The sequence below is a fragment of the Pseudoalteromonas piscicida genome, from assembly GCF_002744175.1.
Taxonomy (GTDB): Bacteria; Pseudomonadota; Gammaproteobacteria; order Enterobacterales; family Alteromonadaceae; genus Pseudoalteromonas; species Pseudoalteromonas piscicida_B.
Window position 1 is genome coordinate 19,267 of the sequence record NZ_NKHF01000084.1, and the last position, 25,527, is coordinate 44,793.

The following is a 25,527-nucleotide window of genomic DNA, read 5'->3' on the forward strand; positions in this document are numbered from 1 at the left end:
GCTGTCTAGTAAGGTAAATTGGTATCTTCTTATTTGGAGCTGTACTTTCCATGGCAAAAACATTGAAAGTTCCTCATACGCTAGTGTTACTGCTAGGTATGATGCTAATTGCATTACTCTCTACTTGGATTATCCCCCAAGGTTTTTTTGATACCGCCACGACCGATTCTGGTCGACAAGTTGTATTGGCTGGCACATATCATCTTGCTGAACAATCCGTTCAACTTACCCCTTGGGATCTACTTAAAGCTATCCCCCGCGCATTCGCTGCGGCACAAGATGTCATTTTCTTCGTTATGATTGTTGGCGGTGTGCTAGCAATCGCACGTGCTACAGGCACAGTAGATGCGTTGATTGGTAGACTACTAGAAAAGCACGGTGATAAGCCACAAAAGCTGATCTTTATGGTGGTATTCTGTTTTGCTATTGCGTCAAGCACAATAGGCACTGCAGGAGAGTACATCCCGTTTGTGCTGATTTTAGTTGCCTTGTGTAAAGCAATGAAACTAGATGCAATGACAGCTGTGGGTATGATCATTGCGGGCTACGGTATTGGTTATGGTGTCTCAGCCTTTAACCCTTTCACCGTGTTAATCGCACAACAAATTGCTGAAGTCCCTGTTTATTCTGGGATTTGGCTTCGCTTTGCGATCTTTATTCCATTTGTACTTATTGGTTTTCATCACGTGTGGAGTTATACCAAAAAAGTGCAACATAACTCCGAATTTTCAATGATGAAAGATCTGCCTTGCCCACTGGCAGGCCAAGCACAGCCTAGCTATCCACAGCTAAATGGTCGCCACAAAAGTGTCCTGATGACGTTTATCGTCACGCTAATGTTAGCGGTATGGGGAATTGCCACAAAAGGCTGGTATTTGTATGAGCTGGGCGGCCTATTTATTGCGTGGGGCATTATTATTTCGTTTTTAGGCAAATTATCTGCCGATGAGGCAGCTAACCGATTTATTGAAGGGGTGTCAGACCTTGTTACCACCGCAGTGCTTATCGGTGTGGCACGTGGTATTGCACTTATTTTAGAAGATGGTCAAATACTTCACACCATAGTTAACGGCCTCTCAACACCGCTTTCATACGTTGCTGCTGAAGTATCAGCGGTGGGTATGTTACTGATCCAAACCTTACTAAATATGTTTATTCCTTCTGGCTCCGGTCAGGCCTATGTCACTATGCCGCTGATGGTTCCAGTTGGCGACCTTGTTGGCGTGCCAAGACAAGTTGCGGTATTGGCATATCAATTTGGTGACGGATTCTCGAATATGATAGTTCCTACAAATGCGGTTCTAATGGGGATCTTAGGCATGGCAGGTGTACCTTACACGCACTGGTTTAGATTCTGCTTACCTTTGATGGTAAAATTGATGCTTGCTGCATCTACAGTACTTGTACTGGCAGTTATGTTTGGCTATGGACTTGACGTTCAGCCTCAAATTACAGGCTAAATAGTCTAAAAGTTTAGCCGATAAAAGGTAGTACCAAGTGTACTGCCTTTTCCCCTCAAAAAATTAAAGTTTTCTCTTCTCTAAGCAAATTTATTGATCTGTATTTATATTGTATGTAGTTTTATAAGTTAAGATTACTCATTAACCAGTTAATTGCCGCGCGGATTTTAGCTAAACAGACTGATATGAATTTAACTTTTAGCCAATTTTACAATTTGACCTCCACAGCAGAACGTTATCAGTTTGCATTAAAACAGCTATATCAGCGTTTTGATGCCGATCACTGTTTCGTGGGCAAGTTTATTGATAACGATAAACGGGTAAAAACCGTGATGTATATGGCTGATGGTAAAGAAGTAGATAACATCATCTATGACTTAGAAGGCACTCCCTGTTTTGACGCTAAAGGCAGCAATGATGTCTGTAATGTAACCTTTGGTCTGCAGCAGCTATACGCCGAAGATGAGATCCTTCGCGTACTCAGCATCGAAGGTTATTTAGGGGTAACATTAAGAGCCCTAGACCATAAGCCGATAGGCATTATGGTTTGCATGTTTAACAAAGAAAAGCATATTAGTGAGGAAGAAAAAGAGTGGTTCCAAGAGCTGGGCCATCTTATTTCCACAGAACTAAATCATAATCTTGAACTTGCCAAACAAGGTCTGTTGCTAAAGCAGCTTGCAAAAGGAGAGCAAATTGCGGAGCTATGCACATGGACATGGCAACTTAAGCAGAATAAACACACTTTTTCTTCTCATCTCAACCACCTATTAAAAACCAACTCAAGACCACCTTCATTAGCATTGCTATTAGAAAAGTTAACAGTTGAAGATTCTGAGCGCTTGCGGGTTGCGCTTGAAAAAGTAAAACTTGGCAGCACTAAGCACATCGACTTGCAAGTGTCGCTCGCCACCCGCACTGAACGCTTTGGTCTTTTTAGGATCATTGGTCAGGTTGAACAAGATGAGCTTCACTCAGATGAACAGGTGTTTACCGCCACAATTCAAGATATTAGTTATATTTCCTCGCTTAACAGACAACTTGAGCTGACTAATGTTGTGTTTGAACATGCAACAGAGGCCATCATGATCACAAACAATAAAAACGAAATTATCATGGTGAATCGTGCGTTTGAACGCTTGACTGGTTACAACGGCCACGAGTTATTAGGGCAAGACCCTGCGGTGCTGTCTTCTGGTAAACAAGATAAAGCGTTTTATGAGTCGATGTGGGACGCATTGAATTCCCGTGGTCATTGGAAGGGAGAAATCCATAACCGTAGGAAAAACGGGCAAATTTACCCAGAAGAATTAACCTTAAGCGTTGTCAAAGACGAACAAGGCGAAGTCTCTAATTATGTTGGGATCTTTAGAGATATCACGGAGTGGAAGCGCAATGAATCCCAACTTACCTTTTATGCCAACCATGAACCACTGACGGCGTTATTAAACCGCCGCAGCTTTATGCATAGGCTAGAAGAGCAAATATCCGGCTCAAGAAGCAATAACACCAGCTGCTCTTTGCTTTTCATTGGTTTAGATAGATTTAAAGAGGTTAACGACGTATTCGGCCCTGAAATTGGCGATAAAGTGCTAATTTCAGTAGCGAAACGACTAAAAAACGCGGTACGTCAAAACGATATCATAGCCAGATATGGTGGTGATGAGTTTGCTTTGCTACTTACCCAAAGTGATGTAGAAAGTGCGTTAAAAGTCGCGCAGAAATTGGCACAGAAACTATCTCAACCCTATGTGTTTAATGAAATTACCATTGAGCTAACTTGCTCAACAGGGGTTGCTCAGCTAGAAGCGGGTTCTCGGATCACTGCGGCAAACTTGCTAAGAAATGCCGCTCACGCATTAAATAGTGTGAAAAAAACCGAACGTGGACAAGTTGCACTTCATAATGCGACCATCCAAAATGCCTATCTCAATAAGATAAAACTTAAAGACAAGTTAAAACAGGCACTGAAAGATCAAGCTTTAACTGTTTACTATCAGCCCATCGTCAATGCCGACAACAACCATATTACTAAGTTTGAAGCCTTGGTACGTTGGTTTGATGATGAATACGGTATGGTCTCTCCAGGCACTTTTATTCCTATCGCTGAAGAGTTCGGTCTTATTCATTTGGTTGGTCAGTTTGTTCTGGAGCGCAGTTGTAAAGACTTGGCCACCATCCACCAAGCAGGCTTTACCGATGTGGGAATTTCCATAAACCGCTCAGTCAGTGAGTTTAAAGCCATTATCAATCAAGTTAAGCTGATCACCAGCGCCATTGAAAAAGCAAACATTCCTTATGAGTCGATCACAATTGAGGTGACGGAGTCGCTAGCCACCAACCGATACACGTGGAAAACACTCAATCAATTAAGAGAGCATGGAATAAAAGTATCGCTCGATGACTTTTGTACTGGTTACTCATCGTTAAGTAACTTAATCGAAAACCAAGTAGACTACCTTAAAATTGACAAGAGCTTTGTTGATAGCTTAATGACTGACTTTAATAAACAAGTAATGATCGACTGTTTAATAAAACTCAGCGACAAATTAGGCATTGATGTCATTGCAGAGGGGGTAGAGCAGTTTACGCAACTCGAGAAACTCAAAGAACTTGGCTGTCATCATATTCAAGGGTTTTTCTACAGCCCAGCCAAGCCTATCGACGCCTGTTTAACCTTACTAAAAACCGATGCATTTGTTGTACAAGCACGTCAACACCAATCAATTGTACAAAGATAGAAGATAGTAGGGGATGCGCTTACACATTCCCTACAATTTTATCTCAAGTGCAGGTTTACTAAATTATCGCAACCCCTTACAGCAAAGGTTTGATCAAAGCAGTGATTGCTTTAATGTGGTCATCACGGTCATTCAGTGCCGGAATATAGCGATACTTTTCACCGCCAGCAGACTCAAACACTTCTCTGTTCTCTACCTCTAACTCTTCTAATGTCTCAAGGCAATCAGCACTAAAAGCGGGGCTCAAAATTGCGACATCTTTAATGCCTTGCGCCGGAAAACTCTCTAATGTTTTGTCGGTATAAGGTTGTAGCCATTCGGCTTTACCAAAGCGGCTTTGGAATGTAGTCATGACTTTTTCTTTGTCTAAGCCGAGCTTTTCGACAACTAGGCGCGTTGTTTGCTGACAAAAACAGTGATACGGATCCCCTCTGTCTAAAAAGAGCTTTGGCGTACCATGGTATGAGAACACCAACTTGTCGGGGTGTCCATGTGCGTCAAGATCTTCTTTAATTGAGTTGGCTAGCGATTCCACATACAAAGGATGTTTATGATAACCATTGATAAAGTGAAGCTCAGGTACCCAACGCCAGCCACGTAAGACCTTAGAAACTTGGTCAAATGTAGAGCCAGTCGTCGCGCTTGAATATTGCGGATATAGCGGGACCACGATTATTCTAGTCACGCCTTTTTCTCTGAGCTTCTCAAGCCCCGACTCAATGGAAGGGTTACCGTAGCGCATTGCCAGCTCTACTTCGATATCCTCAAATCCTTCGCTGCGAAGTTGTTTTTCAATCTTGTCGGTTTGCGCTTGGCTAATTGTGATAAGCGGCGAGCCTTCTTCGGTCCAAATAGATTGGTAGGCATGAGCGGATTTTTTTGGCCGAACACGTAGAATAATCCCGTGCAAAATCATAAGCCAAATCAGCCTTGGGATTTCAACAATACGGGGATCTGACAAGAATTCAGCGAGATAGACTCTAAGCGCTTTTGCCGTAGGTGCATCTGGACTTCCTAAATTCGTTATCAAAATTCCTGTTTTTGAATTGAACCGACCTTCATGTGGATTATCTGTTATGGCTGAAAAGCGAGACACCAAACGCTCCTTAGTTTATCATTTTAGTGATTTTATTTTACAGAAAAGCCAGTACGTGAGTAAGCCTAATTTGGATCTTAACTGCCACAAATCAATTTGCGGCCACAATTTACTCACACTATAGTTGTAATTATCGTTAATTAATCCTTTCTCTATTGCTATTGGAGTTATGAGGGCGTATTTTCCTGCCCTCATAAAGGGAAAATAAAATATCTGTAGTTTTGGAATGTTTAAATGAGAACCAATCACCCAATAACTCAAAGAGAAAAGACCTTTTCTCGCGATGTAAAACTCATCTCCGTCACGGATCTTAAAGGTAATATCGTCGATTGTAACCAAGCATTTATCGACGTAAGCGGCTTTTCCCGTGATGAGTTACTTGGGCAACCTCATAATATTGTAAGGCACCCAGATATGCCTCCTGTTGCGTTCAAAACTATGTGGCAACAGCTTAAGACCGGCAAACCGTGGATGGGCATTGTAAAAAACCGTTGCAAAAATGGCGACCACTATTGGGTTGATGCATATGTGACCCCCATTACTGAGAACGGTAAAATCGTCGGCTATGAATCTGTAAGAAGCTGCCCAGACAGAGCCACCGTTGAGCGGGCAAACCAACTTTACACTAGCGTTAATGCAAATAAAGGCAACGGCTTTAGCTTACCTAAGTTAAGAGTTATATGGCCTGTATTTAACATTATTTCGTCTTTATTACTTTGGTATTTTGTTTCTGAGTCTGCAGGCTTCTTCTGGTTAATGGCAAATATGCTTGCCTATTCAGCTTACGCAACTTGGCGTGATAAAGAACAGCTAAAACGCCTAGAGTCAGAGCTGGCTCACAGTTTTTGCGATGAGATTTCTGAACAAGTCTATTCAACTTGGGAAGGCACCATGGCGTCTATTCAAGTGCGCTTAAAGAGCGAAAGGGCACATTTAGATACCATTCTTACCCGCGTTGAACATGCAGCGCAGAATGTTTCTCGCGGTGCGCATACCGCCAGCAATGAGGCGCAGGCAACTTATGCAGACCTACAAAAGCAACAAACCGAAACTGAACTAGTTGCCACGGCCATGAACGAAATGACTACCACTATTAATGATGTCTCTAATAGTGTACAACTCAGTGCCAAAGACGCTCAAAACTCATTGGATTTAACATCGCAAACGGAACAAATTGCCAATAAAACAAAAATTGCATTTGGTGATTTGAGTAACACGATCGCAGACATCCGAAACTCAGTCGAAGGTGTCTCAAAACAAACCGACAAGATAGCAGCCGCAGCGCAGATCATTGAACAAATCGCAGAGCAAACCAATTTGTTAGCACTTAACGCTGCCATTGAGGCCGCTCGCGCAGGAGAGCAAGGTAGAGGTTTTGCCGTTGTTGCTGACGAGGTAAGACATTTAGCACAGCGCACTCAGGAATCAACCAAAGAAATCCATGCGATCATCGAAGAGCTAACAACAAGCACTCAAGCGTCGGTAAGTATCGCGCAGCAAGGCCAGGAAGAGTCATTGCATGGGATAGAACAGTTAAATGAAAGCACGGACATGCTACAACAGATCACTCAAGCGGTGATCCAAATAAGCGATATGTCGATGCAGATTGCCACCTCAGTAGAGCAGCAAGCGGCGGTCTCTGATGACATCAATCAACAGGTTGTTAATATTGCCCAACTGGCAAACAACAGCCTAGATAGCGCAGATAAAGTGCACCAAGAAAGTAAAGACTTAGAATCAACAGCAAAAGAAATGCACGAGCTTATCGTCCGCTTTAAGCGAAATTGATGCTGGTCAGTTAAACAACAAAAAAGGACATCAACCGGTGTCCTTTTTTGTTGCTAGCCTAATCAGCTTGAGCTTGAACTGCCAGAATCTAACAATCGCATACGGCACAGCAGGTAGTGGGGAACGCCCCATTAATAAGTAAACCAAATGCTGGCGGAAGATTTGCTCCGAAAATGGCGTGGCAGTGTTTATTAAACTTAATTTTGTGGCTTATTAGAGATACATTTCACTCGTTTCATATAGCCACTTTGAGTTAACACTTGTGAGCCGGATGGATAACTATTAATGAGTAAATCCCCATTTTCTAGTATCCAAGAAGACTTAGGCATACCAACCAAACTGTATAATTTTTCTATTTTGAAATCATTAGACATTAGATGAATATTTCCGTAGTTCGACATCATATGTGCTAAACCTGAAGTTACGACTATGCCAAATGGCATTTCATAAATATCTTCAACATTCATTTGTTTGATAAGTGTAATTTTATCGTTTTCATCTATTAGCAGTAATTCACCACCAAACTCACCGTGATTAGTACCAGTAATAATCTTGCCACCTAAATTGAAGATAATTTCTGGTTGTATGATTTGATGCTCAATTACTATTTTATTTTTTGAATCATATGATCTGCGAGGAAACGATTTTTTGTATTTCCCAGTTGCTCTATCAACCAATTCAAATAACCGTTGTTCTTGAGATGAATCAGTTTTACCTGTTCCATCAAAAAACTCTTTTACACCAACTTCCGTTACTTCTCTTTCTACGCTGCCTTTAAATTCTGTTTTATTTGGATACTTCGATGCGTCACTTGCACCACATGAAATATCTTCAAACACATTCGCGGATAGCGAAAAAGAGCATAAAAGTAGAATACATATCGAATATTGCAACCGACTCTCCTTATATTGTGATAACTTGCGTAAACGGCACAAAGCGCCAAGATTAGAGATGAGCTAACTCAGCTAAGCAAATACCATTATATCTTACGTTTTAACCCAGATTTAGCACGTTCTTTTATATTTGTTTGAATATAGATTTGATCCGTTGTTGCGATTTTAGCATGGCCTAAGTCTTCAGATAGATGTTTTAACGGGCGATGCTGAGCATCGTGTGTTGCGCCTGTATGCCTTAGCCAGTGCGATGTTGCCGCCTCAAGCTGTTCAGAATCCTCAGTAAAACCATCTTCTTTCAATTTAGCCACCGCCAGATCAAAACTCTGTTGCACAATACGGCGAAGTTGACGAACATTCATTCCGCCTTGACCACGTAGCTTGTGAATGATTGGGTAGGGCTCGTCAACACGGGGCAGGGCACTTAAACCGCGATATTGCCGATACCGCTTCAGATAACCAATAAAGTCCTCACTCAGTGTTACATCTCTTAATTTATTTCCTTTTCCCATGATCCTAAGATACCAAAAATCATCTTGATCTTGCCAAAAGTGACTCATAACCGGAGACCAGTGAGGGCGATCGGAAAGCTCTGAAATACGTAAATACAATCCCTTTAAGCAAGCCAATACAAACAAATTTCGTTCTAAGTCTGGCTGCTGCTCACTTAAGTCACGCGTTACACCAAACACATATTCCCACTGTAAATCGCTCAACGTATCGGGGAGATTAATTTGCGATTGAACTACCAAATACGGGCTATTTTTCTTAACCACAGGTACAAAGTTAGCAAACGACTTTTCTTCCAAAATCGCAAACTTATAAAATACGTTAAGTGCGGTGAACATTGCTGCTAAAGTCTGCTGGCTAGCGCCATTCTCTTTAAGCACAAAAGGCCGCCAGTTTTCATTAACCTGGCGTATACCTTGGTTCTGTTTATAACGCCACTGAACCGACGTTTGCGTCCACGCTTTATCTGGCTCAACCACAAAATCCACATAAGCCTCAATATCTTCGCGTTTTAGTTCAAACACCGACTTTTCGGCCACTAACCAAGACCACAAATAAAATCGCTCCAATTCATTACGAAAGCGGTTAAAAGTTGCTTCAGACTTACGGCCATAGACATATAAAAACTGATACAAAAACTGCAACTCATCAACAACCGGCAATGTTTTATCATGACGCGCTAAAAATTTTGCCAACTCAGGATATTCATGTGCTAACGTATTATCTTCAAGATGCGCAATTTGATACCTAAGCTGCTTTAGGGTATCGACTAAGGGCAAAACCATATTAAGTCCGATATTGGTTAGTATTGGACATATTATAGTAATGATACCGCCTCTTATGCAATACTGTATAAAACAACCCATAATTTACGTTATGTTAAATAGGTAAATATGAGACATTTTGACGGGTGTTTTTGTTGTAAGGGGTTGTTCATTTCTAGATTTGAGTATGGATCGGATTCCAATGAATGGATGCTCTGAAGCCCCTATTAAATCTGGACCTCAGATAATTTCGCTTTAAATCCTTAAAATCTCATCAGGCATTTGTTTTTAGACAAAACCTGATCGTTTTGCCTCATTTCGCGATCATTCCTGCTCATTGTACGTTTAGAATTAGATCGAAATTCGCCGTTTAAAATTGAGTTTAAACGACCTTTAAACGGACATTAAACACGGTTTAAATCTTGTTTAAAGCAACTACGCGATTAAAATCACTGCCAATCTGCACTGTTACCATCACGCCATCAATGGCCAGTTTGACCACGCTTTTATTAAACGAAATGAACTCGCCAGTTTGTACAATGCGCATCAATTCAGATGCTTTCTCGAACCCCAATAGATTGATAGCTGTCATCAGTACTGAGTGCTCGATGACGATGAGTGTGCTCTTGGTTTGTGGTGCTACCTTTATTATATGGTCGAATACTTTGCTTTGCATATGGCCAAGCGTAAATGCGGTTCCTGAGTCTACCTTATTTAATACTTGCTTTGCAGCTGCAGTAGCCATTTGCTTTTTGAAATGACTTTCACCTTGATTGATGATCTCATTAAAAATGGGCGTAGCTACTTCACGTAAATTGTTATCCAAGCGCCCTAGCATTTCGCCCGTGGCTTTGTCAGCGCCCAACCATGCTTTGCCTGGATTGTAGTTCCAGCCTAAATCAATACCCGTAAGTTTTGCTAACTCTTCACCAGTTTGTGGATCAGCCACTTTAAACGGTTTTAATAATGGGTCGACTACATTGTCCGGCGTCACGGTTAAGCCCATGCGTTTAATATCAGCATCGCTCAAGCTTACAACTTTACAGCGGCACATCCATCCGTTTGGTGGATAATGCGAGTCCCAAAACTTATGATCCAATGGCAGTAATATATAGTGCCACTTTTGATGGTCTGCTCTTACACGCTGATCACCTGCCGTTAAGTATAAAAGATACGGGCGTCTGTGCTTTAGTCGTTCTTGTTGTTGCCAGCGCCCAGCTGCTCGCGCTGTGTTTTTGTTATTTTGATAGATAACGCGTGTTCGCCAGCCACGCTTACCGTTATATGACCAACCATGTTTTGCAACTACTTCATCAAATCGTTTTCGAAATGACGTTAGTGTTTCACCTTGCTCAATAGAAGCTACTACTGACTTATATAGGTCATCCAACAGCTCTGTTTTTGTAGCGCCTGCAACTGTAAATGCTCGCGCGTGAATATGGCCTTGTAAGTCTTTATATGACTCGGTGGGTATTTGGATTTTTTGTTTAAGGTTGGAAATGGCCTCATCGAATTTAACGAGTTGGCCATACTGGGGAGATAAACCTGGCATAAGTGCCCTACCTACTCAGCAATTTATTGGTTTTTTCCTTGGAGCCAAGGCTTGAACCATAGAAAAACTGCAGGATTGCACCAAGTGTGGTACCGAGTAAAAAGCCTAAAATGGTATCGGCATAGCGCCTTGCAGGCTCTGAGATGTCAATAAAAGTAATACAGCCTATATAAATGAAGGTTGCGACCGTTAAAAACCACGCGTACTGGTAAACAAATCGCTTTGCCATTTTGTCATCTTGATCTAGCGCTTTGTTTTGCATATTCCGAGCGCTATCCAAATTTTTGAATGCCAGCTCGGCTAAGCTTTCTTCCTTATTTAGCACTGCAAGCCTAAATTGGGTTTGTAACTCGCCACTTTTGCTGATCTTATCAAACGCCTTCGTTGCGTCGCCTTCGCCCGTGAGGGTTTGCGCCATATCAACCACTTTTGTGGCTACCTCTGCGCCATTATCACCACCAATCCATTGGCCTATCTTTTTATCCAGGCCGGTTAGCTTAGCTAGGCCCAAAGCTATCGTAATTGGTTCCATTATTCTGTCTCCAATATAAGGTTATTGAGTTTTTTGAATTGACGGACTAGGCTTGCGGCCGTTGTAAAACAGCAATCATAGTAGACATGCTTTTTATGGAGATCAGGGTAATACTTCTTGCTTTGACGTTTACCAAAAGCTTTCTCTATTTCCTTGATTGTCTTAGCTGAATACATGGCCTTTGTTCTTTTACGCCACACATCCGGAATACAAGCAGGACGCTCATTTTTTTCAGAAAACCAAGCCCCTTTTATCTCACCATTTATATACACACCTAGATGAAAAGTGGACTCAGATACTTTTACTCGTGCTATGCTCAGCTGGTATTCGCCAAATTTAAATTTAACGCATGGGTAAATGCCTTTTAGCTTCTTTTCTATTTCCTGCCATTGCTCGTTTGTTATAGACATATCTCACCTCACAGCTTTGCAATATCAAGTGAAACGGCGTTGTCATTGCCGTGATCATCTTGCTTGTAAAAGCGAATAAAACGGCAGCTATCAATTGACGTTACTGACTCTGCTAGAATGTCCATAGCCTGCTGCCATTTGCCTGTGTCGTCAGCTATTTCAAGGCGGCGCAGGCTCAATATGCGCTGCGGGTTTAGCGTACCTTGCTTATCTGTTGCAAATACCTTGTTCACAATGGCGCGAATATTCTGGTTGCCACCCTCGGTCCATTCATCTAGGCATTTATCAATGAGCTCTTTTGCTAGCTGTAGCTCTGGGCCAAGCTCGATGCGCTCTTGTGCTTGTATCTTTACTGCCAATTTATTATCGAAAGAGCGAAGTGTCACATTACCTTTTTTACCGCCCAGGTTTACGTTGTGCTCTTGGGCCAGTAACTCCATAAAGTTATCGGCTTGTTCCATCTGCAAACGCTTAAACTCGGCAAGTTCCTTTTGCTGTTTTTCAGCCAACGCTACGGCCTGCTTTACAAACTCGTCTTTAATTAGGTCGGTTTGCTTAATATTGGCGATGGCGACTAAGTTGCCCTTGCCGTCTTTCATGTAACCTTCAGGTATATCAGTCATCGTTTATCTCCGTAGAATTGGCTTCATCCATCCCTTGCAAAAACTCCAGTTCAAACGCTTTACTGGCAACGTCTGCCAGTGCGGTACCACTGAGGTTAGGGAATTCAGAAATGATCTTATCTTTTAGTTCGGTTAGGCTTGCTGAGTTCTTGGCAAACTCAAATATCTTGGCAATTTCCACATCAGTCGCTTGGTCAAACTCATCAAAGGAATTTACATCCATGTGGTTGCTATCCTTCGCTGCAAAGTCTTGTTTTGCGGCTGTGGCAATTCCAGCGCCATCATCCCTTACTTCTAACACCGCCTGACCTTCCTGTGGTTTTGGTACTCCTAGTGTTTTATAGGCGTGATCTTCTGTTACTTTTATCAACTTGGCGGTTTCTCTAATGACATTAACCGCATCTAGGTTGATCTCTTTTTTGTCTCGCCAAATGTATTTCGGGGGCTCGCCACCATCAAAATTCACATGGTGAATAGCCTCTAAAATTTGATTGCGATAACTCGATACACGTGCCCTATCCGCACGTTGGTTTTCGCCTGCTCGCTTAGCGTGTGTTTCGCTCGCAGCGCGTGCGCCAGAGTTTTGCTCGGTTGCTAACGTTTGTGATGTGAGTGCTTTGCTCATCTCGGCATTACACATATCTATCAGCTGTTTTTGTACGGGCTCACCGCTGAGCTTGCTTTCGATGATCTCAATGGATGAATCATCCGGTATGGTCGCGATACCATCGGTAATCAGCTTCGCAAGCCCTTCAATTAGCTCATCTACTTGGTCGTCGGTCTTCCCGACTGGGTGCTTGCCAACAGGGAATGGCACGCCAAAACGCTCGCAAAGCTGCACAAAAAACTTAAAACCACCGTGCTTAAACATCCATGGCCAAAAGCAGCTACTCAATAGGGCTACACCGTACGGGTTCTTGGCGCTCGGCATATGCCGAACACACGTCCAGCGCTGGTCTACTAATTCTTCGCCGTGCGGGTTGTCACGGGTTTTGAGTAGTAGTTCGTGGTCAGGCGTAAACACAAAGCGACTGGCTGGCCACATCTCAATTTTGTTTGGTAACCAAGTGTTGTCTTCCTTTTCATATGCGCCGAGGTGAGTCACGGCAAACCCATGCAAAATCGCGCTGTAGTTGTGCCAGTCTACGTCCATCCATTCGGTGTTTATTGCAGGCTTTCTTGCCATTAACGTTTTTGCTAGTTCATAGCTCTTTTTACTCGCAGCGTCATCACCGCCAGGCACCAATTCAGCCGTAAATGCAAACATGCCAGAGCACAGTGTGCGTAGCTCACCAATTACATGCGCATCAGCGGCAATTTCGTCATAAATAAGTGCTGATTTACCTGCTTTACGTAGTATTGGGTCGGGGTTTGGTAGTTCTCGCATCATGGCCCAGTGATTTGGGTCACTTTGGCTCATGTTGAACATTTTTTGCAGGGCTCTATAACCCCGATAACTTAAATGAGGTTTAGACATGGTAGCCCCCTATTGATTTAGTCACTTTTTTGCTGCGTACTCTGGGCATACCACCTGCACCCGTGCTGGCAATCATCCATAAAATGGTGAGCGCACAGCTCAAGTCGTAGTGGTGTGTACTTTGTTTGTCGGGCCAGTTTTCTAGCTCATCCATAACCAGCGGGCATTTTGAATTAAACGCAATTTGGGCAGGTACGTTGGTCACAAAGGGCTCCAATCCCTCTATACGTTCTTCCTGGCTTACCGTTGCGGTTACCCCGCGTAAAGGCAGTGCAATACCTTCGTCTAATCCGCGTTTTATGTAATCTTGGCGCATGTATTCAAAGGCATTGTTATTCTCAAACCCCCACACTAAACAGTTGTATTCACGCTGTAGGCGTATCAGGTCATTAAGTAGCTTGCTCGTGCCTCGCACCTTGCGGCTTTCGTATTCAACATGTAGCTTGCCCAGCTCTTTACAAAACAGGCCAACCAGCAACGCGCTAGGGTCTGCCCCTGCTGTTTTCCCCATGCTTGGGTCACATGCGCCGTAAGGCGTCCATAGATTTAGTCGGTTTACCCAAAATTCAAATTGAAAGAAGATCTGCTCTTCATCGCTCTTAGCGATCCCCTGCATTTCACGGTTAAACTCGCGCTTGTTTGACGCCCACATCACCATTAAGTCATACAGGCTACGCACGCTTGGCCATGATGTTTTTGAGCCTTTACTCATTTGGCGCTTTTGCTTAATCCAAAACTTAAACGATGGTTTATCTTCTTTGGCTACAGCTTGGCCTTTTGCTGCCGCTTTTTTCTCAAACTCTTTGTCTTTAAAAAGCATCAAATCTCGGCATTCTTCCCATAAGTCCATACGCTCTGGGAATTGCTCAATGGCTTTAAAGCGGTGTACCAAATGGCCAGGTGCGTTTTCAGCACGGGAGATTGGGTCGTCGCTGTTTAAAACGGTGTTTACACCAAGGAATTTTACCGTGCCATCAGGTGGGCCAAGGTATTGCACAGCGGCTTCTAAAAATCCCCAACGTGAATCTCGCTCAGTGGCTGAGCGGGCTTCTTTATCCGTAATAATGTCATCGGCCATAAGTAATTTGGGGCGGCTAGCGCCGTGGAATGCACCACGAACAGACTGCTCAGCCCCTCGGCTTTCAAAGCGTACGCCTTGTGCGGTAACAAACTCACCAATCTTCCATGTAGGGCTAGTTTGGCAAACCTCAGGAAAGTCCAAGAGCAAATTATTGTTCTGCAGTAACTCAGTTTTTACCACTTCCAATGTTTTGGCAGGCATCTTGGCTTCAGCGCCAAACAAAATCGCGTAATCAATAAAGAGCGAAGGCTTTGGTAAATCTAACTCTTTGCAAACATCATCGTCTTGTAGCAGGGCCAATACCGCCACATAAACAGGTGATATTTTCACGCCCAGCGTTGATTTACCCTCACCACGAGGCGCAACAAACCAGTTTTTCCAGCCGTTGGTTAGCTTTAGCGCCTCAGGGAACCAGTTCATAAAATAGCGCTGAAACTCGCTAGGCTCTTGCCCCTCGTCCAACCACATATGGTGCGGAAAATACGTATACACAAAAAACTCAAAGTCCCCGCCGAGCACGCGCTTACGTCTTGCCTTTATTGCCTCTGGGCTTGGGTCAATGTCACGCTGCTTAGCCTCAATGTCTAACCGAAGGCCTGCGGTGATCTGCTCAAGTTCTGCCAGGAACTCTTTACTATTTAAGTCGCCCATCAGTCATCCATAATGTTGACAAGCTGCGGGCCAAACGCGGTTAAAATCACAACCAGTTGCGGAGAAAAGTCAGGGTGGTGCTTGCTTACAAAGGCGGTCAGTTTTTTGATCACTTCTACCGCCACTGTACGGCGCTCAATGGTTTTGTTACCCCCGCTTAGCTTCATAACTTTGCTATACATGTCACTTAGCTGAGTGAGCACTTTTACCCGCTCAGCTGGCGTCATAGCGGTTTCTGGGTCTCTGAGTAGACTAAACGTTTCACTGGTTTGAATAGTAAATTCTTCAATAAAGTCTTGAGTAAACTCCCCTGCTGGCCCTACCGCTTTTCTGGCTGCTGTACGGGCTAAATCCCAGTCATCGCCACTGGCTTTGGCTTCGGCTTTCCAGCGTCTTGCTGTGCCGTCTGCCACTTTATGTTTTACAGCCGCAACAGATAGCGCCAATAGCTCATTAACGTAGCTGTGGCGCACTGCATTTTTAATATCAGCAGAGTGCGCCATATCAACCTCCGGTTTTAAGCTTCAGCAGCTCAACGGCGATGGCAACTGCAAGGCCAGCGCCACCACCAAGGCCCGCGATTCTTACACGGTTGTTGGTCACATGGCCTTCCACCTTTTCAACACGCGTTTCTAGGCCGTCAACTCGCTTAGTTAAATCGGCTTTAATGTCAGTGACCTCTTTGAGGATCGCGGTTTGTGTGGCCTGTATTTGGCCAATAGATAGGAATAATTGGTTTTCTTGTTCTGGGGTCATAGGTACCACTCCCCAGAGGCCATTTGCTCGGCGAGTTCGTCTGCGCGGCTGCCTACTTGCACCGCCCAACGAGAGTTAAGCATTTCATGGGCTGCTAACTCCCAATCTCCGTCTTCAACTGCTGCAATCGTGTTTTTAAAGTTGAGTAGGCCAGTAATGCCAAGGTTAAAGGCCATGTTGATAAGCACAGCTTCGCGGGCAGGATTACATTTTGTGGTGTTAATGTTGCTGCGAACGGCGTGGGTGAACTCTGTAATGTCATTACTGAGTAAATAGTCCGACTCGGCTTCAGATATTCCGCGCTGCTCTAAGTTCCTACCAACACCGATTGTGGCGTACCCTGCAGGGCAGTTATACACCGTTAGGTGCTCGCCTTCGTGCCGTTTTAATTGGTTAAATAGGTTAAAGTCCATGGGCAGTCCTACGCTTGAGTTTGGTTTTAACTTTTACAAAGCACTCAGGCACAGGTTTAGGTGGTTTTACGGCACGTTTTTTAGCAATCAGTGTTTTCACACTATTGCGTAACAGCTGTAAATATCGTGGCTCACAAGTTGCAGCAATCGCTTGCTTTTCTTCACGCGTTTTTGCTGCAACGATTAGCTCCGCCAACACCCACACAGGCAATGATTTTGCTTTGCTCATGGGGTGATGATCGCGTAATTATCAGAGGCCAAACATATGGAAAGTAGTTTTCAACGGGGGGAGTAAAATTGTTAAATTAGGCTAAATTAAAATCGGCCATACTGCAATACTGGCCGTTTAAATTAGGTTTAAAGTGAGTTTAAATGCTGTTTAAAGCTCAAATTCTTCATCGCAATGTTGGCAAACGGCAACGCCACTATTGTATTCATATTCATAAATTTCAGTATCCTCATCGCAATGCGGGCAACATGCGATGACGTAAAAGTTAGTTATCTTAGCTTTATCTGTCATAAATTAACTAGCTCCCGTAAAAGTTAAGTGATCAATTGAAAAGCAACCCGACTTACCCCTGAGCTTAACGACGACTTCACCGCTACACATTGTCCAAGCCTCGCTCGTTGTATTCACCGACTCACCTCCTCTCAACGCTATTACCGACTGATAAATAAAGCAGCTGCCAACAGGATATTTGCTATTAAACTGTTCTGCTGTCATCTTATTCATAAGTTCTCCAATTCTCTCTTAGCCTCGGCCAGCTCTTGCTCGAGTTCGAACAAGGGCAAACCGAGGTTTTTACGTTCTGTAATGTGGCTGTTTAGTAAGGCTAAGCCTATTTTAAACATCCACGGTTTAATGGCTTTTTTGCCTGCTAACTGCTTGGCCGTTATCAATACAAAATTATCGCTACGCACTTTTGGCAACCGCCGTGGTAACACCTTGGCCCTCTGCTACCGTTATCTTCCAAAATACCCTCTGGCAGTGATGGCAGCTTGCAAGGGTGTCCCAGTTGCATGCGGTGTTGTTTTGTTGCGTTAGCAACTGCTTTTTACAATGTGGGCAACTAAACTCATGCATGGGAACGCCAGCGGCTTTTAACCGGTCATAATAGTGCTGTGTTGTACTCATAACTTAAACTCCATCTGTTGCTCCTTGTAAGCGTTGCGCTCGTTTAGGATTTTCATGATCCACTGGCGAGTTATCCCAAAGCGTTTAACCAGGGCTTGAATGGTTACACCGTTTTTAACCTCTTCAACTATCACCTGGTCGCGCAGCTGGATTAATACCTTGTTTAGCATGGGCACTTGGTACTGAGTCTCTGCGTAGTTGGCCAGTGCTAGGCACATCTCCTCGCCAAATATCTTTACAAAGTGGCTCTCTGGGTTGGCTGCTTTTGGTATGTAAAACATCTGGCCTTGGTGCTCACTAAGTAGTTGAATGGTTTTTTCAACGCCTAGTACTTTTACAAACTGCCTAATGCCTGCAGGCAGCGCCCGTAAGTCAATGTTTAAGTCACTCATCAAACAGGCCCTCCACGCTGTATTCGCGCTCTATGTCGCGCCTGTCTTGTAGTGCCTCTAAACGATGGCGGGCTCGGCTTAGCGCAATATCCTTTTTACTTGGCTTGCGAGCGGTTAGGTTTTCGCTATAGCGCTCGCGGTTTACCACAATCGTAAATTCGTTAAAGCTGTTGCTGTTTGCCATTGCCTTGCCCTCTTGCTAACCAGCCTTTGAGTATTTCAATCAGCTGTTGCCAGTTGTCGCTAGCGTCTTGTAATGGCACGCCGTCAGTGTGCTTTTTACAAAACGTCTCGCATGCTTGTTTGCTGTCTATCTTTACCAATCCCGCTTTGGCTAGTAATCCCCAAAGACGGTAAATATGGCGCAGTGCTGAGGGCATGCGCTTACGTTTACGCGTGTTTGGGTTTAGCATGCGGTAGCGCTTTAGTAGCAATTTGCGCTCGTCTGTTGTGAGCTTGGTGCACGTAGCCACGCGAAACTTGCTCACCTCCAATACATTTTGGCGGTGGGCATCATCACTAATGTTTGCATAGTGCTGCGCGGCTTTAATTTGCTGGACTAACGTCATGCTACCTCCTCGATTGTAAAGTCTGGTAACAGGCTGAATTTAATGATTTTTACATCCCATGGCTTGTCGTCACTGGTATGTAAACGGGCAATATCTGAATAATGCAAGGTAAATTCGTTGGTAAAACTTACCGATGATTTTACCTTTTCTAACTGCTTGCATTCATATAGCTTAATACCCAAGAGGATGGCAAACGCTGCTTTAATGTTGCCGTTTACGCTGTCGAGAATAATGCCCTGTGTGTCGTGCTTACAGATTGCCGCCAACATTTTGGTATTGTTTTTGGTATCGCTAACCGCAAATTTGGCGCTAAAAAAACCTTCGTTTACTTCGATTGAAAATGCCATAGTGTTTGTTCCTGTTGTTTAGCCTTGTTGCAGCAAGGCTGATTACTTTTGTGTTTTGTTTTAGCTCTCTAGCCAAGTGAGTGTACGGTTTACAATGAAACGATATCTTTCTGAGGTCTTTAGTTCGTTTGCAAATTCAGTGGTACAAAGAAGTACCATTCCTACACGAGCGGCATCGGCAATTGCTGCTAATTGCTCTAAAGTGTTTGAACGACATTTGTCAGCGTTGTAAACGGTGAAAATGAATTTTGAGTTGATGAGTGATTTGATAACTCTATTACGGTCAAGGTGTTCACTTTCGCCTGAAACCAATCCAAGGTGTAGTATTAAAAATTCCGTCATGTTCGTGCTAGCGACCAAGCCTTTCCCATCAATCACCATTGTATTTTCATTGTTTTTGCAGTGCTCTTCGCAATGCGCTTTGTATTGGTTAGCGTCTAAATTTGTAGACACCACCGCAAAGTGGCCAGTTGCTTTAGCTTGTTCAAAAGCGGAGTCATAAAGTGTTGATATGATAGTCATGTTAAGTCCTTAAATAGTGGGTTTGTTTAAAATCGCAGAGAAGATAGAGTTCACCATTAGGCGGTCTACTTTCTTGTTTGGGTTCTTGCGTATATGGGTAAGCAAGTGTGGTAAAAGGTTTTCAACCAGCATGCGAGCGTTCCCCTCAACACGCTTATGTAGCCATTGCCACCACTTGTCGTTGTCTTCAGCAATGGTGATGGTGTTTTGGGTTAGCTCATAAAACAGGGTTTTTATGTCTGCGACTGGCAGCTCACCAACTGGGCTTGGCCAAAAGCACACACGGCTTGAAATCAGCTCGTAGCGCTCTTCACTTTGTAGCTTGTCGATGAGCTTAATGTTGCCAACCAATACAACGCCTACGCGCGCTTGGTCAGAAATGGTACGCAATGGGTCTAGTGCATTGGGGCGGCACTTGTCGGCCTCGTCCAAAATAATCAGCCGCTCAGAATCCTTTAGCGCATTAATGATTTTTTGCAATCGCTTGTAGTTAGACGCTTTAGGAATACCCAGTTGTATCGCTAGGCTCTCTAGCACTTGGGTTGAAGCGGTTTCTTCGCTGCCGTAAATTAGCAAGGTGTCGTCGTGATCTTCGCAATAACGCTCAATGCCTTTGGTTTTGCCAAGCCCAGCTTGCCCTGCAAATACCGCAATGCGGCGTCTGTCTCGTGCTTGCTCACACGCGGTTTTAATCAGGGTGGGTACGCTGGTTTTTACAAAGGGCACTTCACCATAACGAATGCGAATAGGCGGTTTAGCTTCTGGTTCTTGCTGCTCTGTGGGTTTTTCGTCTACCGTTGTTGGCTCTAAAATACTCCATACTTCATGCAAGTATTTACTCGGGTTGGCGGCGTACTTGCCGTTTAACAGCTGGCTAACCATGCCCGTAGTTTTGCGTAAACGCGAGGCCAGTGAGCTACTCGTAATGCCTTCTCCACTTAGCTCTTTGTCTTTCATCCGCTTTTTTATACGCGCAAGCACTAGCTTGTCATCTTCTGAGTAAGTTGGGCTGATGTCTGTTCCGCCTGCTAGTTGCTCAGCATCAAACTCACCAAAAAAGTGGGTCCAAAGTGCATCAACTACTTTGTTTGGTTTTACCGGGCTTTGCCCAGCTAGCACCTTGTTTACTTGCGCTAATGGCCAACCAAGGCAGTACTCTGTCTCGGCAATGTTAAACAGCTCTATCTCGGCGTTTAATACCGCGACTTGTTTTTGTTGGGTTGCACTGTAGTGCTCTGTAAATTTCATTCGTCATCCTCCAATACAAACGCTTCAGCTAGCTCTGGCTCGTACTCGTCTAGGTCAACCGCAAAGTCGTTTATATCAATGCTGTATGTTTGTGGGGCTTGGTGTGTAAGGGCGCTGGTGTCGGCTGCTAATGCTTCAACGGCCGCAACGTCTACAATGCGCTTTTGTGCCGCACGGGCTTGTTTTTCTGCTAAGTGGTTAAGTAAACGTTTTTCTTGGTTAACCAAACGCTCGCTTTGTTTTTGCTCAATACGAGAAGTAGGAATAGCGTGTGACTTGTTCTTAAGCTGGCACACCATAATGAACTCACCCGTTTTCTCGTACAGGTTAATAAAGGTGTCGTCGTGTAGGTCATACCCTGCTACTAGCTCTTGGCCATTAAACTGGTGCAAATAGTCAGCGCTGTAATAGCGGTTATGTAGGCGAATACGGCCACGGCGCACATTGACCTTTTCACGGGGTAAAATCACAAAGTCGGTGGCTGGCGGCGCGTCTTGCTGTAGCCCCTCTTCCCACACTTCTATGCGGGTTTTGCCTTTTATTTCTGGGTGTGGGCTGTTGTGGTAGTCGTGCAAAAATGCCGTAAACTCCGCAACCCATTCATCTACTGTGGGTAAGGTGCGTTTACCTTGGCGTACTTCTTTAAGCACTAGCTGTTTGTGGCGGTCGTTATGGTCGCGGCCACAATAACTCGCAAAGCGTTTACCAACGCGGTCTTCCATATGTAAAAAGAAGCGCTCAATCCACTTTGCTCGTGCGTTACCTGGTATGGCAAAAATAGTGTCTATATCAAACTGGGCATATACCCCCGTGCACTCGTCGGCCATCATTTGGCTTTTATAGCCAGAGCCGTTATCTATATACAAAATGCTTGGTATATGGCTGTGCGTTCTAATTGCACGTGTTAATGCAGTAAGGGTACTGATTGACGACTCAGCCTCACCTAGCTCCCAACCAACAATGCAGCGGCTGGCTACATCCTGAAATGCAGTTAGCTCTGCGCGCCAAGGTTTACCCGTACTTGGGTGTGCAAGGTATACGTCTAGCGTATGACCATCGCCGTTATACAAAAAGCCCGGCGGAATATGCTCGGTTGAGCGTATGAGGTGGTCTTTGTGCTTTTCACGGTAAAGTTTGTTACCAATACGATACGGGCTTTGTGGGCCAAGCTCATGCGGTAGGCCATTAATAAAGCGGCGTACTTGGTAGTCTTCCGCTTTGTAGCCCTCTTTAATTAGTTGATCAGCCACTTGAGCAAAGCTAGGAGAGTTAACCGCATGGTATAACTCAAGCGCACGGTGCGCCCAGTTAGGCTGTTTAGCCGCCCTACCCTTATTATTTGGCAGTAACCCCTCCATGCCATACTCCTTGTACGCGTTGTGCCAGTTGTACAAGGTTGCGCGAGACGGCAACTTGCCAACGGCATTAATGGCTTGGTGTATGGCAGGGGTAATAAGGCCAGTTTTAACGCTACTCGTTAGCTGGTTAAACGCGGCCTCAAACGTGCAGTTCATGGCAGCTAAGTGCTTAATAATGGTAGCGCGTGCCTGCGCTTTTTTACGCGCACTGTCGCTGGCTTGGCTCCAGTTCTTTGTGCCAGGCAAGCTAGGTAAGTTTTTAAATTTAGCTACGGCAGGATGCATTATTTGTCTCCTTTACTTAGGCGGAACGACTCAAGTAGGCGCTCGCGTTCGGTGTCTACGTATTGCCATTCGGCGTCGTCGAATTTGGGTAAGTTCTCTATGCCTTGCACGTACTCACCAAACTCCATATGTAGTTGGCTGAGCATGGTGCCTATTTGGGTGTAGATGCTGGCGTAGGCGTGGTGCACCACTTGCGCCGCTGCAATGCGTGCGGGTAAATCAAGCGAGCGAAACTCAACTAACTGCGTTACCCCTGCTTGGGCCTGTTGCAGCGCGTCGTTTAATAGCTCGGTGGTACAAATAGCGTCTTTGCGGATCTCGCTTACAAACACCGGCATATCAAATCGCGTGGTTGGCACTTTGCGCAGGCGCTCGTGCTCTAGCTCATTGATGGTGTGGGCCAGCGTGTCTTCTAGATCGGTGTGTTTATCCTTTAATTTGCGAATTTCTTTACGAAATTCACGCACAGATAAATCGTTGAGTGTTTCTAAATCGTCGTCATCAAGTGATTCGACGGTTTCAATAGGTAAGCGCGCTATTTCAATCAGCTTGCTTTTGTTCATGTTTAAAAGTGCAGACGTCTGCACTTTTGACTCTGGCAACGCCAAAAACATTTTTGAGACCGCCATTGCATTAAACGCATTACGCCTAGGAATCCCATATTCTTTTAGCTTTTGGTCAAATTCACCGTATTCAGTATGTGATTTAATACTTAAGTACAGTAGACCTCGCTTAGCCGTATCAACCAGAGCTTGTTCTTCCATGCGAACAACCAGTTGCCATGCTTCATCAACTGAATCCGGCATAACAAGTTGTATGTGCCCTGCCATTTTTTCGATTTTAGTGCTTAGTTGCTGTTGCTCCTCGTCACTAAAAATCTGAATTTCAGACGGTTTTTGGTCTTTGATAGTCATGGTTTCGGCTTAAATTAGTCTTCGTCAGGTATAGATAGCGATTCGAGAATTTCTTGTTGAGTTTGAGCTAGCGTTTGCTTTTGCACCTCAAGTTCCGCATGTCGCTGTAAAAGTTGAGCTCGTTGGTCAAAAGCTTTAAACATGATAGGCGATAGCATCACGTTAACTGGCTCAACGTTACGAATTGCCCAAAGTAAAGCTGGTAGGTAATGTGCAGGCAAAAAGACCTCTGTAGCAGGCGATAAATATTTATTTAACTTGGCCTCGGTAATTACGACTTCATTAGTCTTTAAAGCTTGGTTCATCCGATCTGCAATACCTTGTCTAGTCAGTCCACTGGTTCTGGCTGCAGTATTCACGGCATGCAGGAACTGTGTATAGATATCGCAATCAGGTGCTATTGGAGCAGAAAAAATAGAATTAGTAAGTTGCATGGTAAGTTCTCCCCTAATTTCGCCCTTGCTTAGTTTGTTGGAACATTGCTAAATGAACTTGCTGGGTCTAGAGCTAGTACCTTTGCTAGTTCATTTCTTCGCTTATCTCTGCAAGATTTTGAACGCGAATGTACATTTTCATACTCGTCGCCAAAAACGTCTGTAAGCTTCAATTCAAGGCATTTAGCAATTGCCTCAGCTACACGTTTTGACTTACCAAGCCCCTTTGCTATTTGGTACGCATGGGAGCGGCTCACACCCAAAACTTCAGCAATATCAGATAGAAGAATATCCTTTTCATCCAACTTCTCTTTGATTTGTTGATAAGTTAACTTAGTGGGTTTACTGTTAGGTTTCATGTAAAGTACACCTCTAGAATTATTAAAGTATTTGATATCTACATTTGAAGTTGCTCAATCAACTTTAAATGTGGTTTTAAAATTAGCAGTGCTCATATGTGAATGTCAAGATTTAATTTTGATTCACAAAAGTAGTTGTGAGCCACAAAAGAAGTTGATTGTATTTATGATTGCTGATAACTTAAAAAATGAAGAAATCGACATTGATAAGGTTGTTGAACGTTTATCCGAGAAGTTAGGTGTAACCAGTGATCGAGCACTTTCTACGGAAATGGGTTTATCACTCGGTGCCGTAAACCAAGCTCGTAAAAGAGGTTCACTGCCCTATGAAGCGATTATTAAGTTGTGTCAACGGGAAGATATTTCGTTGGATTGGCTTTTTGGCACATCCTCTTCAAAACAACGTGAAGTAAAAAACCAAGTAGCTGAGCCAGAACACACTTATAGCACTCACGACAAGGAATTAATGAAAGTAGAGTTAATTTCAATTAATCAGTTTGTAGAGGAAGTGTTGGATCAGGTGCTGGATAGAAAATTACCGATGGCAAGGCTCCTTGAAGTTAGAAAAGCTTTAGCGCCCATTCTTATTGATGCAGTGATTGAGTATGGCCGAGATAAAGCGATTGTAGCTGCTGTAGCAAGGAGTACGCTGAAACTAATATAGGAATGTTAATGGCTACTCTAAAAAAACTTAAGTTTATTGTATTTTCAATATCTAGTTCACTTAGTCTTAGCGCAACAGCGCTTGAACCACTACCTGATAGAGCGCAGGTTCAAAATATTTATGCAACTCTGTTACTTCCAGATGGGAGCCATTTAAATACAGATATTAGCTTCGATTGTGGCTCTAAATTTGAAAAAACAGGGATAATTATAACTACCGAAGAAGGCGCTAAGTTTCTTGCTCAAGCTTATACCCAACTGTATGGAGTCGATGCTGGTAAGAAAGTAATGCAACTTTGGAAGACTAAAGCCCACCCTGAAGATCCAAGAAAGCCAACTATGTTGTTGATAAATAATTTTAATAACAACGATTGGCCTAGCGATGAAGTACACCTAAAGAGCGACAAAAAAGTTAACTTAGATGATGAAGTTGTGATACAATCCGCTAACAAAGAAGTTACCAAAAGTAACAAACTTAAAGCCCCTGAAATTATTCAGCTGTGCGGCACGAGAGTACACAACAACTACGTTATCGCGAATTAAGTTAATATGGA

General features: G+C 43.8%; 30 protein-coding genes. 5 read left to right on the top strand and 25 right to left on the bottom strand.

Annotated features, from left to right (window positions below; translation table 11 throughout):
- The first annotated feature begins 50 nt into the window (after positions 1-50).
- Entirely contained in the window at positions 51-1,460 is a 1,410-nt protein-coding gene (locus CEX98_RS17520; protein ID WP_099643304.1) for a YfcC family protein, read from the top strand.
- 185 nt (positions 1,461-1,645) lie between these two features.
- Entirely contained in the window at positions 1,646-4,201 is a 2,556-nt protein-coding gene (locus tag CEX98_RS17525) for a bifunctional diguanylate cyclase/phosphodiesterase (RefSeq protein ID WP_099643305.1), read from the top strand.
- 76 nt (positions 4,202-4,277) lie between these two features.
- Here the strand turns inward: CEX98_RS17525 and hemH are convergent, their stop codons facing one another.
- The gene (gene hemH, locus CEX98_RS17530; protein WP_099643306.1) at positions 4,278-5,297 is read right to left on the bottom strand and encodes a ferrochelatase; all 1,020 of its coding nucleotides are present in this window, start codon (positions 5,295-5,297) and stop codon (positions 4,278-4,280) included.
- Positions 5,298-5,531: 234 nt separating this feature from the next.
- On the opposite strand from hemH, the gene CEX98_RS17535 reads away from it, so the two are divergent.
- Positions 5,532-7,085, top strand: a complete 1,554-nt coding sequence (locus tag CEX98_RS17535) for a methyl-accepting chemotaxis protein (protein WP_099643307.1) — start codon at positions 5,532-5,534, stop codon at positions 7,083-7,085.
- 197 nt (positions 7,086-7,282) lie between these two features.
- Here the strand turns inward: CEX98_RS17535 and CEX98_RS17540 are convergent, their stop codons facing one another.
- From CEX98_RS17540 to CEX98_RS17660, 24 genes are all read right to left on the bottom strand, one after another.
- Entirely contained in the window at positions 7,283-7,924 is a 642-nt protein-coding gene (locus CEX98_RS17540) for a hypothetical protein (protein WP_242441742.1), read from the bottom strand.
- A gap of 140 nt (positions 7,925-8,064) precedes the next feature.
- Complete coding sequence (locus tag CEX98_RS17545) at positions 8,065-9,273, bottom strand: tyrosine-type recombinase/integrase (RefSeq protein ID WP_099643309.1); 1,209 nt, start codon at positions 9,271-9,273, stop codon at positions 8,065-8,067.
- Positions 9,274-9,667: 394 nt separating this feature from the next.
- Positions 9,668-10,804 (bottom strand): phage head morphogenesis protein, encoded by a 1,137-nt coding sequence (locus tag CEX98_RS17550; protein ID WP_099643310.1) that lies wholly within the window; start codon positions 10,802-10,804, stop codon positions 9,668-9,670.
- A 7-nt stretch (positions 10,805-10,811) separates the two neighbouring features.
- Complete coding sequence (locus CEX98_RS17555) at positions 10,812-11,336, bottom strand: hypothetical protein (RefSeq protein ID WP_099643311.1); 525 nt, start codon at positions 11,334-11,336, stop codon at positions 10,812-10,814.
- Positions 11,336-11,746 (bottom strand): hypothetical protein, encoded by a 411-nt coding sequence (locus CEX98_RS17560; RefSeq protein WP_099643312.1) that lies wholly within the window; start codon positions 11,744-11,746, stop codon positions 11,336-11,338. The genes CEX98_RS17555 and CEX98_RS17560 overlap by 1 nt, the downstream gene beginning before the upstream one ends.
- 8 nt (positions 11,747-11,754) lie before the next feature.
- Positions 11,755-12,369 (bottom strand): DUF3164 family protein, encoded by a 615-nt coding sequence (locus CEX98_RS17565; protein WP_099643313.1) that lies wholly within the window; start codon positions 12,367-12,369, stop codon positions 11,755-11,757.
- Positions 12,362-13,846, bottom strand: a complete 1,485-nt coding sequence (locus CEX98_RS17570) for a phage portal protein family protein (protein WP_099643314.1) — start codon at positions 13,844-13,846, stop codon at positions 12,362-12,364. Before CEX98_RS17570 ends, CEX98_RS17565 begins: the two co-directional genes overlap by 8 nt.
- The gene (locus tag CEX98_RS17575) at positions 13,839-15,578 is read right to left on the bottom strand and encodes a hypothetical protein (RefSeq protein ID WP_099643315.1); all 1,740 of its coding nucleotides are present in this window, start codon (positions 15,576-15,578) and stop codon (positions 13,839-13,841) included. The genes CEX98_RS17570 and CEX98_RS17575 overlap by 8 nt, the downstream gene beginning before the upstream one ends.
- Positions 15,578-16,081 (bottom strand): DUF1804 family protein, encoded by a 504-nt coding sequence (locus CEX98_RS17580; RefSeq protein ID WP_099643316.1) that lies wholly within the window; start codon positions 16,079-16,081, stop codon positions 15,578-15,580. Before CEX98_RS17580 ends, CEX98_RS17575 begins: the two co-directional genes overlap by 1 nt.
- A gap of 1 nt (position 16,082) precedes the next feature.
- A complete protein-coding gene (locus tag CEX98_RS17585; protein WP_099643317.1) occupies positions 16,083-16,334 on the bottom strand; it encodes a hypothetical protein in 252 nt (83 codons plus the stop codon).
- Positions 16,331-16,747: a glycoside hydrolase family protein gene (locus CEX98_RS17590; RefSeq protein ID WP_099643318.1), complete on the bottom strand. Its 417-nt coding sequence runs from the start codon at positions 16,745-16,747 to the stop codon at positions 16,331-16,333. The genes CEX98_RS17585 and CEX98_RS17590 overlap by 4 nt, the downstream gene beginning before the upstream one ends.
- Complete coding sequence (locus CEX98_RS17595) at positions 16,737-16,976, bottom strand: hypothetical protein (RefSeq protein ID WP_099643319.1); 240 nt, start codon at positions 16,974-16,976, stop codon at positions 16,737-16,739. Before CEX98_RS17595 ends, CEX98_RS17590 begins: the two co-directional genes overlap by 11 nt.
- Positions 16,977-17,270: 294 nt before the next feature.
- Positions 17,271-17,480, bottom strand: coding sequence for a hypothetical protein (locus tag CEX98_RS17600; protein WP_099643320.1), 210 nt, complete (start codon positions 17,478-17,480; stop codon positions 17,271-17,273).
- 180 nt (positions 17,481-17,660) lie between these two features.
- The gene (locus CEX98_RS17610) at positions 17,661-17,882 is read right to left on the bottom strand and encodes a hypothetical protein (protein ID WP_099643322.1); all 222 of its coding nucleotides are present in this window, start codon (positions 17,880-17,882) and stop codon (positions 17,661-17,663) included.
- Positions 17,879-18,274 carry a Mor transcription activator family protein gene (locus CEX98_RS17615; protein WP_099643323.1) on the bottom strand — a complete coding sequence of 132 codons (396 nt, stop codon included), beginning with the start codon at positions 18,272-18,274 and terminating at the stop codon, positions 17,879-17,881. Before CEX98_RS17615 ends, CEX98_RS17610 begins: the two co-directional genes overlap by 4 nt.
- Positions 18,267-18,458 carry a hypothetical protein gene (locus tag CEX98_RS17620; protein WP_099643324.1) on the bottom strand — a complete coding sequence of 64 codons (192 nt, stop codon included), beginning with the start codon at positions 18,456-18,458 and terminating at the stop codon, positions 18,267-18,269. The genes CEX98_RS17615 and CEX98_RS17620 overlap by 8 nt, the downstream gene beginning before the upstream one ends.
- Positions 18,436-18,843 carry a phage protein GemA/Gp16 family protein gene (locus CEX98_RS17625; RefSeq protein WP_099643325.1) on the bottom strand — a complete coding sequence of 136 codons (408 nt, stop codon included), beginning with the start codon at positions 18,841-18,843 and terminating at the stop codon, positions 18,436-18,438. The genes CEX98_RS17620 and CEX98_RS17625 overlap by 23 nt, the downstream gene beginning before the upstream one ends.
- The gene (locus CEX98_RS17630) at positions 18,840-19,190 is read right to left on the bottom strand and encodes a hypothetical protein (RefSeq protein WP_099643326.1); all 351 of its coding nucleotides are present in this window, start codon (positions 19,188-19,190) and stop codon (positions 18,840-18,842) included. The genes CEX98_RS17625 and CEX98_RS17630 overlap by 4 nt, the downstream gene beginning before the upstream one ends.
- 60 nt (positions 19,191-19,250) lie before the next feature.
- The gene (locus CEX98_RS17635; RefSeq protein ID WP_099643327.1) at positions 19,251-19,712 is read right to left on the bottom strand and encodes a hypothetical protein; all 462 of its coding nucleotides are present in this window, start codon (positions 19,710-19,712) and stop codon (positions 19,251-19,253) included.
- Between the two features lie 9 nt (positions 19,713-19,721).
- The gene (locus CEX98_RS17640; RefSeq protein WP_099643328.1) at positions 19,722-20,960 is read right to left on the bottom strand and encodes an AAA family ATPase; all 1,239 of its coding nucleotides are present in this window, start codon (positions 20,958-20,960) and stop codon (positions 19,722-19,724) included.
- Positions 20,957-22,603 carry a Mu transposase C-terminal domain-containing protein gene (locus CEX98_RS17645; protein WP_099643329.1) on the bottom strand — a complete coding sequence of 549 codons (1,647 nt, stop codon included), beginning with the start codon at positions 22,601-22,603 and terminating at the stop codon, positions 20,957-20,959. The genes CEX98_RS17640 and CEX98_RS17645 overlap by 4 nt, the downstream gene beginning before the upstream one ends.
- Positions 22,603-23,517 (bottom strand): hypothetical protein, encoded by a 915-nt coding sequence (locus CEX98_RS17650; protein WP_099643330.1) that lies wholly within the window; start codon positions 23,515-23,517, stop codon positions 22,603-22,605. The genes CEX98_RS17645 and CEX98_RS17650 overlap by 1 nt, the downstream gene beginning before the upstream one ends.
- Positions 23,518-23,531: 14 nt before the next feature.
- Positions 23,532-23,951, bottom strand: coding sequence for a hypothetical protein (locus tag CEX98_RS17655; RefSeq protein WP_099643331.1), 420 nt, complete (start codon positions 23,949-23,951; stop codon positions 23,532-23,534).
- 29 nt (positions 23,952-23,980) lie between these two features.
- Positions 23,981-24,310, bottom strand: a complete 330-nt coding sequence (locus tag CEX98_RS17660; protein WP_099643332.1) for a helix-turn-helix domain-containing protein — start codon at positions 24,308-24,310, stop codon at positions 23,981-23,983.
- Positions 24,311-24,341: 31 nt separating this feature from the next.
- Between CEX98_RS17660 and CEX98_RS17665 the strand changes: the two genes are divergently transcribed.
- Both CEX98_RS17665 and CEX98_RS17670 read left to right on the top strand, forming a co-directional pair.
- Positions 24,342-24,974: a helix-turn-helix domain-containing protein gene (locus CEX98_RS17665; RefSeq protein ID WP_099643333.1), complete on the top strand. Its 633-nt coding sequence runs from the start codon at positions 24,342-24,344 to the stop codon at positions 24,972-24,974.
- Positions 24,975-24,982: 8 nt separating this feature from the next.
- Positions 24,983-25,516, top strand: a complete 534-nt coding sequence (locus CEX98_RS17670; RefSeq protein ID WP_143484356.1) for a hypothetical protein — start codon at positions 24,983-24,985, stop codon at positions 25,514-25,516.
- Positions 25,517-25,527 lie beyond the last annotated feature (11 nt).

What these genes read in the sequence shown, in the direction of transcription:
- CEX98_RS17595 (WP_099643319.1), bottom strand. Translation starts at nt 16,976, where the DNA reads ATGAGCAAAGCAAAATCATTGCCTGTGTGGGTGTTGGCGGAGCTAATC.
- CEX98_RS17570 (WP_099643314.1), bottom strand. Translation starts at nt 13,846, where the DNA reads ATGTCTAAACCTCATTTAAGTTATCGGGGTTATAGAGCCCTGCAAAAA.
- CEX98_RS17535 (WP_099643307.1), top strand. Translation starts at nt 5,532, where the DNA reads ATGAGAACCAATCACCCAATAACTCAAAGAGAAAAGACCTTTTCTCGC.
- CEX98_RS17550 (WP_099643310.1), bottom strand. Translation starts at nt 10,804, where the DNA reads ATGCCAGGTTTATCTCCCCAGTATGGCCAACTCGTTAAATTCGATGAG.
- CEX98_RS17655 (WP_099643331.1), bottom strand. Translation starts at nt 23,951, where the DNA reads ATGCAACTTACTAATTCTATTTTTTCTGCTCCAATAGCACCTGATTGC.
- CEX98_RS17575 (WP_099643315.1), bottom strand. Translation starts at nt 15,578, where the DNA reads ATGGGCGACTTAAATAGTAAAGAGTTCCTGGCAGAACTTGAGCAGATC.
- CEX98_RS17610 (WP_099643322.1), bottom strand. Translation starts at nt 17,882, where the DNA reads ATGAGTACAACACAGCACTATTATGACCGGTTAAAAGCCGCTGGCGTT.
- CEX98_RS17640 (WP_099643328.1), bottom strand. Translation starts at nt 20,960, where the DNA reads ATGAAATTTACAGAGCACTACAGTGCAACCCAACAAAAACAAGTCGCG.
- CEX98_RS17585 (WP_099643317.1), bottom strand. Translation starts at nt 16,334, where the DNA reads ATGACCCCAGAACAAGAAAACCAATTATTCCTATCTATTGGCCAAATA.
- CEX98_RS17650 (WP_099643330.1), bottom strand. Translation starts at nt 23,517, where the DNA reads ATGACTATCAAAGACCAAAAACCGTCTGAAATTCAGATTTTTAGTGAC.
- CEX98_RS17580 (WP_099643316.1), bottom strand. Translation starts at nt 16,081, where the DNA reads ATGGCGCACTCTGCTGATATTAAAAATGCAGTGCGCCACAGCTACGTT.
- CEX98_RS17555 (WP_099643311.1), bottom strand. Translation starts at nt 11,336, where the DNA reads ATGGAACCAATTACGATAGCTTTGGGCCTAGCTAAGCTAACCGGCCTG.
- CEX98_RS17520 (WP_099643304.1), top strand. Translation starts at nt 51, where the DNA reads ATGGCAAAAACATTGAAAGTTCCTCATACGCTAGTGTTACTGCTAGGT.
- CEX98_RS17600 (WP_099643320.1), bottom strand. Translation starts at nt 17,480, where the DNA reads ATGAATAAGATGACAGCAGAACAGTTTAATAGCAAATATCCTGTTGGC.
- CEX98_RS17670 (WP_143484356.1), top strand. Translation starts at nt 24,983, where the DNA reads ATGGCTACTCTAAAAAAACTTAAGTTTATTGTATTTTCAATATCTAGT.
- CEX98_RS17625 (WP_099643325.1), bottom strand. Translation starts at nt 18,843, where the DNA reads ATGACGTTAGTCCAGCAAATTAAAGCCGCGCAGCACTATGCAAACATT.
- CEX98_RS17615 (WP_099643323.1), bottom strand. Translation starts at nt 18,274, where the DNA reads ATGAGTGACTTAAACATTGACTTACGGGCGCTGCCTGCAGGCATTAGG.
- CEX98_RS17525 (WP_099643305.1), top strand. Translation starts at nt 1,646, where the DNA reads ATGAATTTAACTTTTAGCCAATTTTACAATTTGACCTCCACAGCAGAA.
- CEX98_RS17620 (WP_099643324.1), bottom strand. Translation starts at nt 18,458, where the DNA reads ATGGCAAACAGCAACAGCTTTAACGAATTTACGATTGTGGTAAACCGC.
- CEX98_RS17645 (WP_099643329.1), bottom strand. Translation starts at nt 22,603, where the DNA reads ATGCATCCTGCCGTAGCTAAATTTAAAAACTTACCTAGCTTGCCTGGC.
- CEX98_RS17660 (WP_099643332.1), bottom strand. Translation starts at nt 24,310, where the DNA reads ATGAAACCTAACAGTAAACCCACTAAGTTAACTTATCAACAAATCAAA.
- CEX98_RS17545 (WP_099643309.1), bottom strand. Translation starts at nt 9,273, where the DNA reads ATGGTTTTGCCCTTAGTCGATACCCTAAAGCAGCTTAGGTATCAAATT.
- CEX98_RS17635 (WP_099643327.1), bottom strand. Translation starts at nt 19,712, where the DNA reads ATGACTATCATATCAACACTTTATGACTCCGCTTTTGAACAAGCTAAA.
- CEX98_RS17590 (WP_099643318.1), bottom strand. Translation starts at nt 16,747, where the DNA reads ATGGACTTTAACCTATTTAACCAATTAAAACGGCACGAAGGCGAGCAC.
- CEX98_RS17565 (WP_099643313.1), bottom strand. Translation starts at nt 12,369, where the DNA reads ATGACTGATATACCTGAAGGTTACATGAAAGACGGCAAGGGCAACTTA.
- CEX98_RS17560 (WP_099643312.1), bottom strand. Translation starts at nt 11,746, where the DNA reads ATGTCTATAACAAACGAGCAATGGCAGGAAATAGAAAAGAAGCTAAAA.
- CEX98_RS17630 (WP_099643326.1), bottom strand. Translation starts at nt 19,190, where the DNA reads ATGGCATTTTCAATCGAAGTAAACGAAGGTTTTTTTAGCGCCAAATTT.